This window comes from Pectobacterium sp. CFBP8739, from assembly GCF_013449375.1.
In the GTDB taxonomy this organism is placed as follows: Bacteria; Pseudomonadota; Gammaproteobacteria; order Enterobacterales; family Enterobacteriaceae; genus Pectobacterium.
This window is the reverse complement of sequence record NZ_JACDRR010000010.1, coordinates 383,029-396,432: the sequence shown is the minus strand read 5'-3', so window position 1 is coordinate 396,432 and position 13,404 is coordinate 383,029. Positions and strand designations below refer to the sequence as shown.

Genomic DNA, 13,404 nt, shown 5'->3' with positions numbered 1-13,404 from the left:
ATTCCCAACAAAACAAAACTTCACTATTATTTATCGGCCTCAGCGCTATTGTATTTAAAAATATGAAAAGCAGGCCGATACAAAAAAATTAATGATTCTCAGAAAAATAACTTATGTCGAAGAATTGGTTTATGCCTGAAAGCACGACCTGCAACCAAAAAGTCGTATGGCTGCAGGTCACACTTAGTACGCTAGCTGTTCTTATCCGACTTATAATCATAAGTATAGTAATGATAATTACCATATCCATAATAGCTAGCGGCACGCTTCACAATGGCATTTAGAATAACACCCTTAATTTCTGCACCATTTTGTTCAAAGCGACGAATACTCACTTCAATTTCTTTGAGTGTGTTCATCTCAAAACGAGCGACCAGCAAAGACGTGCCAGAATGACGGCTAATAATCGCAGCATCGGTTACTGCTAAAATCGGCGGGGTATCCAACAGCACTAAGTCATAATTTTCTGCTGTCCACTTGATAAAATCGGCAAAGCGGCTGTGCATTAATAGTTCCGACGGATTCGGCGGCACCTGACCACGGGGAATAAAATCCATATTCTCTACGGCAGTTTTTCGCACGCTTTTTGCCACATCACACTGGCCGGATAAAATATCCGATAGGCCATTAGTGCCATGCGTTCCCATCAACTCATGGGCATACCCTTTGCGCATATCGCAGTCAACAATCAGCACCCGCTGCCCCGCCTGAGCGATCACGGCTCCCAGGTTAGCACTGACAAAGGTTTTACCAATGGAAGGGCTGGCACCCGAGATCATTAACACATTGTTTTTGGCTTCCATCATCGCAAAATGCAAACTGGTGCGTAAGCTGCGAATGGCTTCAATTGCCAAGTCTGCCGGATTACCGACTGCGAGCAAGTCTGTTGCTCGGGTATTACTTTTTTTACTTTTAGCCAAGAGCGCTCGGTCTTTCTTCTGTTGCCATTCCGAAAGCGGTACACTGGCATAGACGTTAATGCCTAATTCTTCCAGTTGTTCTGGGCTTTCAATCCCTTTATGTAGCAATGTTTTCAGTATGACGAAGACCGTTGAAATCATCCCCCCCAGAATAATAGCGATTAGCACAATCAGTGTTTTTTTCGGCTTCACCGGCTTAGGCTGAATCACTGCATTGTCGACAATACGCACGTTTCCGACGGTACTGGCTTTGTTAATGCTAAGCTCTTGCTGTTTATTCAACAGTTGCATGTAGACTTCTTGCCCTGCCTGCACATCTCGCGTTAAGCGTAAAATCTCCTGCTGGGTTTTAGGCATCGCCCCTACACGTTTATTGAGTTTATCGCGCTCCTGTTCTAACGTTTTACGTTTTTCCATCAAGGCACGATAGGCGGGGTGTTCACGGGTATACAGCTTAGAAATTTCCGCTTCTTTAAACGTCAGTTCATTTAACTGCGCTTCTACAGATACAGTGGTATCCAATACCGCTTTTGCTTCCAAGGAAAGGTCGACCGATTCATTCTGTTGACGGAATTGGTTAAGCTTGTTTTCCGCATCATTCAGTGAGCTACGCACATTGGGAAGCTGTTCTTTAAGGAACTCCAGACTTTTACCAGCCTCTTCCGATTTACGTTCGACGTTTTGTTGCAGATAATTTTGGCTAATACTGCTCAGTATCTTCGTTGTTAGCGTCGGATCTTCCCCTTCCAGGCTCAGCGCCAATACTCCCGTGTCCTTCCCTTTATCCGCGACAGAGAAATTATCCAACAGATCATTAATCGCGGTTAACTGATTCAGCTTTTGAATACGGAAAACCGTACCCGGCTCTGCATCAATGCCACTCACCAACAAGGTAATACCGCTATGATTTTCGAGTTGGCCAACACGTCCGGTGAATTTCACCGCGTCGCCCTCGTCCGCTTCCACCGCATATTGCTGATTAGGTAATACTTCAAGGGATAATGTTTCATCCTGCCAGGACTCAGGTACATCAAGGCGAGAGACGGCTATTTTTCCCGGTTCATTGCCTGTTAGCCGGGCAATACCTTTACCAACCAGTGGGAAATATTTTTGCTGGATATTAATATCCAAGGCTAAATCATTTACCGTTTTACCAATCACCATGCGGGATTTTATCAGTTCAATTTCCGCGGCGGATTGCGGCTTGGCATCCGGCAGCATGCTGGAAAAATCTTTCAGCAATGAATCGCTACCGCTTTGCTCCACCTGAATTAATGCATCGGCTTTATAAATGGGCGTGGCTAGCATGGCATACATTATGCCTAAAACGGTAAACACCGCCGTCACACCAATAATCAGCCAGCGGTTATCCAGCAATGTTCCTAATAAACGCCCTAAATCGATCTCATCTGAATGAGTTTCAGATACTTTTACTGAAGTTTTCTCGGTCATCGGAATCTCTGACGATTAACGGTTCAACATCTGCGCCCATTTTTGCGCAGACTGCTCAAGTTGTGAGTAAACGAATTCAAATGCTTCGCGACTTTTACGGTAAGGGTCAGCAATTTCCTGCTGATTCAGCCAGTGGCCGAATAGCATCGTTTTGCCTCGTACTTCGGGCGCGATGCGGCTCACGCCATCAATATGTTTTTTCTCCATCACGAGGATCAGATCATACTGACGGCATAAGGATGAGGTCAGTTGCTGCGCCTCATGCCCTTCAAGCGAAAGGCTATGCTGATTTGCCACCTCAGTCGCCATTTCATCAGCCGGTTTCCCAACCAGCGCGCCTAATCCCGCAGACGCGATTTTCTTGGTTGGCAGCGCCTGTTTTAATAACCGCTCCCCTGTTGGAGAACGGCAGATATTACCCACACAAACTACCAGAATCGAATCAAACATAATGATCTCTACGGCCAGTTGCGGATACGCAACGATGCTTCGCTCAAATCATTGAAGCCTGAGATAGTCGGCACAAGCTGACTAATTACGCGGTTCCAACGGACGATTGGCGCGGTCGTCACGTAGACAATGTCATACGGTTGCAACTGGAATTCGGTGCCCATCACCATCGCCGTGGCATCTTGAGCATTCAATTGGTAAATATTTGCCAGTTTCGGTCCCTGCGTGCCACGTAGTGAGCGAATGACAAAAATACCCGTCGCATCCGAAAAGGTTTGATCCATCCCTTCCGCATTTCCTAAGGCTTCTGTCAGCGTCATGCCACTGCGATCCATTTTGAGGGTACTCTGTTTTTTGACTTCCCCCATTACGAACACTTTCAGGTCATCATTGCGGGGAATGTAGAGGATATCGCCAGGATAGAGGAGGTGGTTTTGTGAAAGGTCGCCATTTTGCATGAGCGCTTGAAGCGAGAGTCGTTGTTCTTTGCCATTGTGCGTCAACACAACATTGCGCCAGTCGGCATTTTCCGTTAAGCCACCCGCTTTATTGATGGCATCCAGAACGGTCAGTGGTACGTTAGTTATCGGTTGTTGGCCTGATGTGGCGACTTCACCGGTCACGTAGGCTTTTTGTGAACGGAAAGCAGCAATACTGACATCAACCTGAGGCGATTCAATATACGTGGCTAAACGAGTCATGACTTCATCACGAACTTCAGTCACCGTTTTGCCTGCAACTTTCACTTTACCAATGTAGGGATAAAAAATGGTGCCATCAGAATGCACCCAGTTACCGGTATCCGCGGCGGTGCGGTACGTCCCTGCTGGTGTGGTCAATTCTGGATGATCCCACACAGTCACCATGATCACATCACCAATGCCGATGCGATATTCATAACTCTGTAATTCTTTTTCCAACGCTGGATTACTCTGCGCAATCAGCGGTTTAGGGCGCATCTTTTCGACTAAATATGGCGTCATTGGATAAACATTGACCAACCTATCAATATTGAAATCCGCATCTTGCTGCTCAACGACACTCTTACCGCTAGTCGAAAGGTGAGAACCGGGAACCAAGGTACAACCATTTAGCAGTATTACTGACACCATTAAGGGCATCAATTTTCGTTTGTGCTTTATCATCCTGTCTATGCCATCGCTCTTAATAGAAAATTGTTAAGATCCCTACAAAATAGTCAGTGATTATAGAGAAAAACTATTCAGATGAACTCACGATCTAACGTATAAAGTAACGGTAAATCCCTCTTTAGCAACGCGCCAATGATACTATTATCGATCCACAACGCGCACGCGACGAAGCCATGACATTACCGTCACTGACGAGGCTGTTGCCGCTACATAACCAGCGAACAACAACAAAAATAGGCCTAACATAATAGACTCACTTATGTGGTGATGCTCGCAAATGATGCCAATCATAGCCAATAAACTCGCAATAGCGACAATCACCCCTAACGTTTGGCGCTGTGTCAGCCCTAAGTGGAGCAATATATGATGCAAATGTTCTCGGCCTGCTTTAAAAGGACTTCTACCTCTAGCAACGCGACGTATCATTACCGCGGCCATATCCATGAGCGGAATAGCAATTAACCATAGCGCGGTGACCGGCTGCATGACACTGCTTTCTCCTTGCGTCGCCAGAATCAGTAACCAGATAATGGAGAATCCAACCAGCGTACTTCCCGCATCGCCCATAAAGACTTTGAACTTCCTACCTAGCCATTTAGCTGAGTTGAAACAGGCATAAGGCAATGTCGCTGCCAGAAAACACAACGTCCAGCGCGCAAGTTCAGTGTTCCCACCAAGATAAAAAGCGATAACTAAGGCGCTTAGTGTGACAAAAGAAAGACCGCTAAGTAGGCCGTCCATACCGTCGACCATGTTGAAAGCATTAATGGATCCCAACACCGCAAAAAGTGTGATGATATAGCCTAGCGTGCCTAAAAACACTTCACCACTAAAAAGAATATTTCCTAAAGAGGAAATAAACACCCCCGCGGACATCATCGCGATAGCTACGCAAGCTTGGAGTCCGATTCGCGGCAAAACAGGCATGTCAAAACGGTCATCCAGAATGCCGACAACCAGCAACGCAGTAGAACACTCTAGATAGAGAAAGAAATGCGGCAATAAGTCGGCCTGAATAACATAGAGCACACAAAGCGCCAGATAAATAGAGACACCACCAACCAAAGGAATATTGCCCTTATGGTTTTTGCGGACATTGGGTTTATCTACCAACCCAATCCTGACCGCCGCTTTTCTGGCCAAAAAAAGCGAAGCAAAAGCACTGATAAAGATCAGAGTAGACTCTTGCATATCTATACCACCGTTGCCTCTATTGCGTTTTTGCTTCAGACACGCTACCGCCCTTGGCTTGTAGCTACCAATGCACTATCAACGTATGTCGTCAGTCCTGTTGCTGTTATCTTTGAAAGCCCCAGGCTGCCTATTGGTTATTGAGAAAATACGTGCATTAGGGGCCAAACACACCGTCAACTCGGCACCTTTGAAACGCTACGCACATAGAAAAACAACACGCACAGTGCCAAAATTTTGCAATAAAAAGCACAATTAACCTAAACAGCTAGCATCATATTGGCCTATCAAGTAAGAGCACAAGGACAAGATGTTGAGGGGGGAGTTTTTTAGGAATAAGACTATGAACATCCATTGTCACGACATCGTCAACAGTATAAAAAACCGACTAAACATATAAAATCAGTTAAGCCACATGCGAAACGTCACTATGTAGGGTTTAAAAACCATAACCTCAGGGAGTATTAGTCGCGCGGCGTTATTCTATGTTGATTCATGGGTTATGATCAAATGTTACGCTTCGTTTGTTGACTACACAGCATAAAGCATCGCGGAATATCTATAATGTAAATTATAGCACTATCATCAGCACACCAAGCAGGTATCACTCGAAGTCATACTTGCTATGTCTTATTGCTACTCATCATTCAAAGTGATGAAATTCCCCTCTGCAAATTCTGGTTCATCAGTGCCAGCCCTGATACGCTAGCGGGGTTATCTTCATTTAAAGGTGAAAAAATAGCTATGGAGTGGATCGCTGATCCAACGATATGGGCCGGGTTGGCCACGCTGGTTGTCCTGGAACTGGTTCTGGGCATTGATAATCTTATCTTCATCGCCATTCTGGCTGAGAAACTACCAAAAGAACAACGTGATAAAGCCAGAGTCGTCGGGCTGTTACTTGCCCTGCTTATGCGACTGTGCTTGCTGGCGTCCATTTCCTGGCTAGCCTCTTTGACTACCCCACTTTTCACGCTCCTTGGGCACACATTCAGCGCTCGTGATGTCATCATGCTGATTGGCGGGCTGTTTCTACTTTTTAAAGCCACGATGGAACTCAACGAGCGCCTTGAAGGAAAAGATGAAGAGCAGCACGCCCAGCGTAAAGGGGCGCGTTTCTGGCCCGTTGTGGCACAGATCGTGGTGTTGGATGCGGTATTTTCACTGGACTCGGTGATTACCGCCGTCGGCATGACCGACCATCTGCTGGTGATGATGTCCGCCGTGACTATTGCCATCTTCCTGATGCTGCTGGCCAGTAAACCACTGACCCGCTTTGTCGCGGAACACCCGACCATCGTCATCCTGTGCCTCAGCTTCCTGCTGATGATTGGTTTCAGTCTGGTCGCAGACGCTTTCGGCTATCACATACCTAAAGGTTATCTCTACGCTGCGATAGGCTTCTCGGTGCTGATTGAGATGTTGAATCAGGTCTCCCTGTTTAACCGCCGCCGCTTCCTTTCTTCCTCGGTTCCACTACGCCAGCGTACTGCGGAAGTAGTTTTGCGTATCTTGCGTGGCAACCACGAAGAAGCCGAGCTGGACAATCAAACCTCGTCGATGATTGCAGACAACACCCGGGCAGGTCAGGAGGTATTCAACCTTCAGGAACGCCGGATGATAAAGCGGGTATTAGGGTTAGCCCAACGAACCATTAGCAGCATCATGACATCGCGACATGATATCGATGCCATTGAACTGGATATTACGCAGGATGCACTCGCTAAGCTGTTAACGAGCAACCCGCATTCTCGGCTGGTGGTGACCGACAGCAAGACGTCTGACGAGCCGCTAGGCATAGTACATGTTGCGGACTTACTCCAGCAGCAGCTAAACCGCGAACCGTTTAACCTGCGCATTCTGATTCGTCAGCCGCTGGTTTTCCCCGAGCAGCTTTCGCTTTTACAGGCTCTGGAACAGTTTAGAGAAGCAAGAACACATTTTGCGTTTGTCGTTGATGAATTTGGTTCGATGGAAGGGATTGTTACATTAAGTGACGTGATGGAAACCATTGCCGGCAACCTGCCGCGCGAAGGAGAAGATCGCGATGCGCGCCATAGCATTCAGCAGAATGACGACGGCAGTTGGACAGCCAATGGCTATATTCCGCTGGAAGATTTGACGATGTATGTTCCGCTGACGCTGGATGAAAAGCGTGAATACTACACGTTGGCAGGTCTGTTGATGGAGCACGCGCAGCGGGTGCCACAGGTGGGCGATACATTATCAATCGATGGTTATCAGTTCACTATCCTGGCGGTGGAAAGCCATCGAATCATGGAGGTTCGCATCACGCCAAACGACGAACCGCAGACTGATTTTGAAGTGTGATGCTTGGCATCACTGCATGATTAAATGTTGCTTATATAGGCAACATTTGTTTTATACCCTATAATATTTCCTATATAGGCAACATTATAGGTGGTGGAATGAGCAATAGACTCGAAATAGGTAAAAAAGTAGCTGATACGCGAAAAAAGATGGGGAAGACTCAGCAGCAGATGGCCGATGCAACGGGCATTTTCAAAACCACGCTATCGAAGATAGAAAATGGCCGTTTCACCGGTTCCCTCGACATACTAGAGCGCTACCTTGATTCTGTCGGGCTTCAACTCACGGTAGCACCAAAACAACATACCTTACCCAAATGGGACGAGATTGACGATTTATTCTCTGAGGATAAATAATGGATCTATCATATCTGCCAAGAAAAGTTGATCGTCTAACTGTTTTTGCCAATGCAGACAAAGCCGGTATATTAACCCATGGTTCTGTTCATTATTATCAACCCACACAAGATGAACTTAATGTATCACTAACCATGACTGGAAATGGTATGGATGGTTATTCATCTGGCGCATTGCATCCCATATTTTCTCAAAATTTACCCGAAGGTTTTAATCGCCGCTACATCTCTGAAAAACTGGCACGCTATGCCAATGTTAACGATATGTACCTTCTTGCTTTACAAGGCGATCGGGGAATTGGAATGCTAAATTACGCAGGTGAATTTACGCTCCCAGACACTGAGTCAATCAACCTGTCAGATATATTGACTTACCAGGGAACTGAACCCTTGTTTCCTCAATTATTGGAAAAATATTATCTGCGCAACGCTCTGGCTGGAATACAGCCCAAAGTCAGCATTTCAAAGACAGACCACACTCTTGAACAGAAAGATTTAATCGTTAAGTCGTTCGATCACGAATTTCCACTTTTGACCGTTAACGAGTTCGTCTGCATGGAGGCTGCAAAGTATTGTGGACTGAATCCTCCTAACGTTTATTTATCAGAGAATCTTGAAACCTTTGTTATCGAACGTTTTGACAGACCTGACGGTATCGCTCTCGGCTATGAAGATTTCACGACATTATTGAAAAAACCAAACACCCCTGATGCCAAATATACTGGCAGTTATGAAACATTACTAAAAGCCACGTTACTCTATACTGGCAGTCTTTCTGAAGTGGAGAAAATGTATCAATACATCGTATTTAACTGCTTGATTGGGAACGGGGATGCTCACTTAAAAAATTTTGCGCTGCAATATACTCAGGACATGAAAAATATTTTTGTATCACCAATTTATGACGTCACACATACTCTCATCTATGATTCAATAGACAACAAGATGGCTTTAAAATTAGCCAACAGTAAAGTTTTTCCGGATAAAAACCATCTCTTGTCATTGGCTGAATCTCAATATTTTAAAATTCGTGGCGCAAAGGAAATGATTGAATCGACAGCAGATGGAATTTTGGAATATATTGGGCTGTCATCTGAAATTTCTCTGTTTGATGGTTTGAAAACGTCTATCGCCCAATCTGTCTCGACTGTCATGACTACGCAATATGCTAACAAACCCTACCAGCATGACAGAAAATTGAAATTTGAGTAACTCTATCACACAATCATGGCATCTTATCGAGAGGTAAATATCGCAATATGAATGATAAGATCGTTTTAACGCTGAAAAAACAGATGCCCGACATCAAGATTATTTATCTCTTTGGTTCCCAGGCTACAAGCAACGCCAGAGCAGACAGCGACATTGATATCGCTATCATGGCGACGAAAGTATTAGATCCCATTGAACGCTGGGAGCTCGCGAATCAGTTAGCAAAAGCAGTGGGACGTGATGTCGATCTTGTCGATTTATTGCAGGCCTCGACGGTATTAAAGATGGAGATCGTTCGTAACGGCAAACTCCTTTACGATGCGGAAGCAACGGCAGGAGAATTTGAAATGACGACCCTTTCAATGTATCAGCACCTGCAACAAGAACGTGCGGATATCATTCGTAGTTTTCATCAGGATCTAAAAGCATGACGGATATCTTGATCAACAAAAGCAGCACCATACAACGATGTCTCCGGCGTATTCATGAGGAATTCGATACTGAAGAAGGGTTTCGTCAAAATTTCACCAAGCAAGATTCCGTCATACTTAACATACAACGTGCCTGCGAGGCCGCTATTGATATCGCTAATTATCTTATCCGTATCAAGCAGCTAGGCATACCACAAAGTAGCCGCGATAGCTTCGTGCTTCTTGCTGCAAACCAGATTATTACAATTGATTTGTCTGATAATTTGCAAAAAATGGTGGGATTAAGAAATATTGCCGTGCATGACTATCAGGCGCTCAATTTAGATATTGTCATTCACGTCATTTCTCATCGTTTAAGCGACTTTGAACATTTTATCAAACAAATAGCCTGGTACAGCGACAGCCAGCACCTTTAGAGCACATAGCTTTAAAGGTGCTGCTGTTTACCTAACTTCTGCTATCAGGCAGGCACCATAATCTCTGTGGCAATCACAACAACAATCAGCCCAACCAGAACAGGCACCGATGTGCGCTTCACCACCTCAAACGGTGATATTTTTGCCATCCCAGCAACGGCAACGACTACGCCAGATACCGGAGAAATAGTACGGCCCAGATTGGAAGCCTGAAGCATCGGAATGGCCAGATAGGCCGGGTTGATGCCCATTTGCGACGCCAGCTTTGGAATCAGTTCAACAAACGCATAAAACGGCGCGTTACCCGAACCCGTCGTCATCGCAGCCAGCATCGTGATCGCAACCAACACCAGCATAATCACTAATCCACCGCTGCCAAATGACTGCGCAAGGCCAATCAGGCCGCTAATAAAGCCAATAGTGCCAAGCCCCTGAGCAAAGACACCGGCTGCGACCAGCAGAATGACCACACTCGAGAAGGCATCGGCCATCCCACGGTAAGCCACATCCAGCCCATCAAACACCTTTTGCGCATTGAACGAACGGGCGAATTCCAGCATCGCAGCCAACACCATACAGATCACCAGCACGGTGATAATGTGAAGCTCCGGCCCCCATTTGCCATCAAAGACCAGTACACCCATGATCGGTGTAAACGGCAGAATGGCGTAAAAACGCGGGGCATCGGTCTTGATTTCATTGACGTCCAGAATTTCATGGCTGACATTCGCTTTATTATCCAGATAGCGTTGCCAGAAGAAATGCGCGACAGCCATGCACACGATTGCCAAGATAGAAATAGGTAACGTGGCCTTAAAGGCGAAATCCACGAGTTTCATCTGCGATGCCTGAGCCGCCAGCACGACATCGCCCGACGTCGGCGACAGGATCAGCGCCACCGGAGAGGCGCAGATTGCGGCAGCAGCTCCACGGCTAATCCCGACGTTCACCATGACAGGGAATAATGTCGCCATTAACAGCACTCCCAGTCCGGTTGCTGATGACACCGCCAGCGACATCAGACAGGCGACAAAATAGGCCGCAATCATCAGTAAATAAGGCGAGTTAATCATTTTCAGCGGACGGGAAACCAGTTTGACGACGACATCATTGGCACCAATGTGCGTCATATAAGCGGCAAAACCACACAGCACCATAATCATCATGCCGAGATCGCCACCGCGACTCATCAGCAAAATTTTTACGTATTCAACAATATCCGTTGCGCTCCAGCCTGTCGCTTTCGCGCTGGCGGGCAGGACGTTTTTCCCCAGCATGGCACTGATTGCCAAAAGTAATAGGCCCCCAACCAGCAATACGCCAGTCGCGGAATACCCTTTTATAATGTAACGACCGACCAGAATCGTTACAGCAACACCAATCAAAAGTTCGAGCATAGTGGGTTTCAATACCTAAGTAATAAATTATCCGACAGATCTTCTCCGGCAACAGTGTCATGCCGTGCCGAAAATAGGTAGCGAAGTTTACTGCTTTAGAAAATAAAAAAAGAGAAATATATCAATATTCAGCATTAAAAAAGAGACACAGGGCGCAAGGAAAGGCCGAGGGAGGATGACAAACCAGAGAGAAAAAAGGGTGAAATACGGCCAGAGTGCTGATTCCTGTCAGCACTCTGGCTAAAGCGAGATATTTCAGAAATTAAAGACGATCGAGGAGTTGCTTCAGATCCTTGCCCTTTTGGCTTTGCTGGTTTTGGCTGGCCCAGTCATTCAGGCGCTTCTTCAGCTCGTCCTGTAGGCGTTTACGCAGCAACTGATCGACCTGTAGCTGATAATTTAATTTATCCCACTCGCCATAGACGCGTAACGGGATCGCTGTGTTTTTCAGCACACTGACCAGTTGCTCATCGCCCTGCCATCCTTGAGTGATAGAGACATTCAAATTGACATCACACGTCTGGGCAAGCAAATCGAATTGTCCAACACCGTTTAGTGACAACAGTTCTGAACGGCCATTGAGATCGGTAAGGCGCAGCTTACCCGCGTTCAACTGGGCCTTTCCCGTCAGCTGTTGTAGCTCAGTGTAACGCTCGTAGCGCTCTTGTCCTCGCACATTGCCATTACTACGCGCAACGGCCATCTGCACCATTTGCTGGATATTCAAACCCTGTAGACGAACGTTATTGCTTTGCAGCGTCGCCGTTCCCTGCCACTGCTGGAGCAACGCAGGTAGCGTAAAGCTGTTGCCACTGAACTGCCCCACCATCGACAATTTGCCACTGACCGTCTCAGCGGGCAGCGCAAATGCTGACATTAACTGGGATAACTCAATATCCTTGAGCTCTGGGCGTAACATGATGTTAGTTGATGGCTTCGTCACAACTTTACTGGGGAATGAGAAATGTCCACTGCCCAGTTCGCCGCTCAACGTTGTAATATCCAGCAGTCTCGGCTGATTCTCTGCCCGTAGCGTAAACTGCCGGACATCAAGCCCGCGGTAGATCATCGTCGCAGCCTGTAGCGACAAACGCGCAGTGAATGCCTGTAAGCTATCTTCTGGCTTGGTTAATCCACTTTCATTTGAAATCACAGGGGCTGAGGATTTAGCCGGCACGACAGCGGCATTGTTCTCTTTTATCGACGCGATCCCCAGCAGGGAATCCAAATCCAGCTTCTCAGACAGCAGATCTAATTCGTAATGTGGGATATCCCCCAGCGTCACGCTCCCCGCACCAGACAGCTGGCTATTATTGGTATTGAGTGAAAGCTGGCTGAATGTGATTTTTTCAGGCTGCTGTTGATAACTTGCCTGAACACGCCCTGTGCCGCTGATACCGTTTGCGGGTATTCCAGCGCCCTGAAGCTGGTAATCCAACTTGGTGATATTGGCATTAATCTGCTGGGGAAAATGCAGCAAATCAACATCTGCAGCAAGCGAGAAGGCAATATCGCGCTGATCGCGATTGATGCGGCTTGATAATTCAATATTGACCTGGCGGTCGCTGCTCTGCTCCATCGCAAGATTAATATCGCGAACATTAATCTGCTCATTATTGCTGCGTTGCAGAACCAACAGGCTATCAGCGACTTTTATCTTATCGATATCCAGCCGCCAGCGCCGTTCTTCAGATGGGGCTTGCGAACCCGCCGGAGCAATGGGGGCATTGTTGGCCTGCTTGGCTTCGCTTTCCGGCGTCAGGCTAATAATCGCCCCTTTCAGCATCACCTGCTTGACCGCGAGCCGATGCGACAACAGCGGCCACAGCTGCACATCAAGGCGCATGTTCTCGGCGCTGACAATCGGCGCACTGGATCCCGGTGCGCTCAACGACATCCCGCCGGATAGTATGCTCAACTGCGGCCACACATGCCAGCGCAGATCGCCGTCCAGTTGGAGGCGATAGCCGCTACGTTCCTCAACCTGCTTCACCATGTAGGCGCGGAAGTCATTGGGATTAACCAGTACGACCAAGGCCGTCATTCCTGCTACTAGCACCACAAGCAGAATTGCTAGCGTCGTCAGAAATCTTCTCAT

11 protein-coding genes are annotated in these 13,404 nt (G+C 46.9%); 5 read left to right on the top strand and 6 right to left on the bottom strand.

The annotated features are described in order from the left end of the window. Positions 1-191: 191 nt before the first annotated feature. The 4 genes from wzc to wecA form a co-directional block, all read right to left on the bottom strand. Positions 192-2,372 carry a tyrosine-protein kinase Wzc gene (gene wzc, locus H0247_RS10270; protein WP_180742439.1) on the bottom strand — a complete coding sequence of 727 codons (2,181 nt, stop codon included), beginning with the start codon at positions 2,370-2,372 and terminating at the stop codon, positions 192-194. 15 nt (positions 2,373-2,387) lie between these two features. Further along, complete coding sequence (locus H0247_RS10265) at positions 2,388-2,822, bottom strand: protein tyrosine phosphatase (RefSeq protein ID WP_180742438.1); 435 nt, start codon at positions 2,820-2,822, stop codon at positions 2,388-2,390. Positions 2,823-2,830: 8 nt separating this feature from the next. Further along, entirely contained in the window at positions 2,831-3,967 is a 1,137-nt protein-coding gene (locus H0247_RS10260; protein WP_180742437.1) for a polysaccharide export protein, read from the bottom strand. A 147-nt stretch (positions 3,968-4,114) separates the two neighbouring features. Continuing rightward, positions 4,115-5,164: a UDP-N-acetylglucosamine--undecaprenyl-phosphate N-acetylglucosaminephosphotransferase gene (gene wecA, locus H0247_RS10255; protein ID WP_180742436.1), complete on the bottom strand. Its 1,050-nt coding sequence runs from the start codon at positions 5,162-5,164 to the stop codon at positions 4,115-4,117. A gap of 744 nt (positions 5,165-5,908) precedes the next feature. Between wecA and H0247_RS10250 the strand changes: the two genes are divergently transcribed. From H0247_RS10250 to H0247_RS10230, 5 genes are all read left to right on the top strand, one after another. Next, the gene (locus H0247_RS10250; RefSeq protein ID WP_180742435.1) at positions 5,909-7,495 is read left to right on the top strand and encodes a TerC family protein; all 1,587 of its coding nucleotides are present in this window, start codon (positions 5,909-5,911) and stop codon (positions 7,493-7,495) included. Between the two features lie 98 nt (positions 7,496-7,593). Further along, positions 7,594-7,851 (top strand): helix-turn-helix domain-containing protein, encoded by a 258-nt coding sequence (locus H0247_RS10245; protein WP_180742434.1) that lies wholly within the window; start codon positions 7,594-7,596, stop codon positions 7,849-7,851. Continuing rightward, on the top strand, positions 7,851-9,062 hold the full coding sequence (locus H0247_RS10240; protein ID WP_180742433.1) for a type II toxin-antitoxin system HipA family toxin: 1,212 nt from the start codon (positions 7,851-7,853) through the stop codon (positions 9,060-9,062). Before H0247_RS10245 ends, H0247_RS10240 begins: the two co-directional genes overlap by 1 nt. Positions 9,063-9,109: 47 nt before the next feature. After that, a complete protein-coding gene (locus H0247_RS10235; protein ID WP_180742432.1) occupies positions 9,110-9,493 on the top strand; it encodes a nucleotidyltransferase domain-containing protein in 384 nt (127 codons plus the stop codon). Then, positions 9,490-9,909, top strand: coding sequence for a DUF86 domain-containing protein (locus H0247_RS10230; RefSeq protein ID WP_180742431.1), 420 nt, complete (start codon positions 9,490-9,492; stop codon positions 9,907-9,909). The genes H0247_RS10235 and H0247_RS10230 overlap by 4 nt, the downstream gene beginning before the upstream one ends. Positions 9,910-9,953: 44 nt before the next feature. On the opposite strand, the gene dcuC is transcribed toward H0247_RS10230, so the two are convergent. Then, positions 9,954-11,306 (bottom strand): anaerobic C4-dicarboxylate transporter DcuC, encoded by a 1,353-nt coding sequence (dcuC, locus tag H0247_RS10225; RefSeq protein ID WP_180742430.1) that lies wholly within the window; start codon positions 11,304-11,306, stop codon positions 9,954-9,956. 262 nt (positions 11,307-11,568) lie between these two features. Beyond that, positions 11,569-13,404, bottom strand: a complete 1,836-nt coding sequence (asmA, locus tag H0247_RS10220) for an outer membrane assembly protein AsmA (protein WP_180742429.1) — start codon at positions 13,402-13,404, stop codon at positions 11,569-11,571.

Coding starts and splice junctions, on each gene's coding strand:
- H0247_RS10230 (WP_180742431.1), top strand. CDS start 9,490: ATGACGGATATCTTGATCAACAAAAGCAGCACCATACAACGATGTCTC.
- wecA (WP_180742436.1), bottom strand. CDS start 5,164: ATGCAAGAGTCTACTCTGATCTTTATCAGTGCTTTTGCTTCGCTTTTT.
- H0247_RS10265 (WP_180742438.1), bottom strand. CDS start 2,822: ATGTTTGATTCGATTCTGGTAGTTTGTGTGGGTAATATCTGCCGTTCT.
- H0247_RS10235 (WP_180742432.1), top strand. CDS start 9,110: ATGAATGATAAGATCGTTTTAACGCTGAAAAAACAGATGCCCGACATC.
- H0247_RS10245 (WP_180742434.1), top strand. CDS start 7,594: ATGAGCAATAGACTCGAAATAGGTAAAAAAGTAGCTGATACGCGAAAA.
- wzc (WP_180742439.1), bottom strand. CDS start 2,372: ATGACCGAGAAAACTTCAGTAAAAGTATCTGAAACTCATTCAGATGAG.
- dcuC (WP_180742430.1), bottom strand. CDS start 11,306: ATGCTCGAACTTTTGATTGGTGTTGCTGTAACGATTCTGGTCGGTCGT.
- H0247_RS10240 (WP_180742433.1), top strand. CDS start 7,851: ATGGATCTATCATATCTGCCAAGAAAAGTTGATCGTCTAACTGTTTTT.
- H0247_RS10260 (WP_180742437.1), bottom strand. CDS start 3,967: ATGATAAAGCACAAACGAAAATTGATGCCCTTAATGGTGTCAGTAATA.
- H0247_RS10250 (WP_180742435.1), top strand. CDS start 5,909: ATGGAGTGGATCGCTGATCCAACGATATGGGCCGGGTTGGCCACGCTG.
- asmA (WP_180742429.1), bottom strand. CDS start 13,404: ATGAGAAGATTTCTGACGACGCTAGCAATTCTGCTTGTGGTGCTAGTA.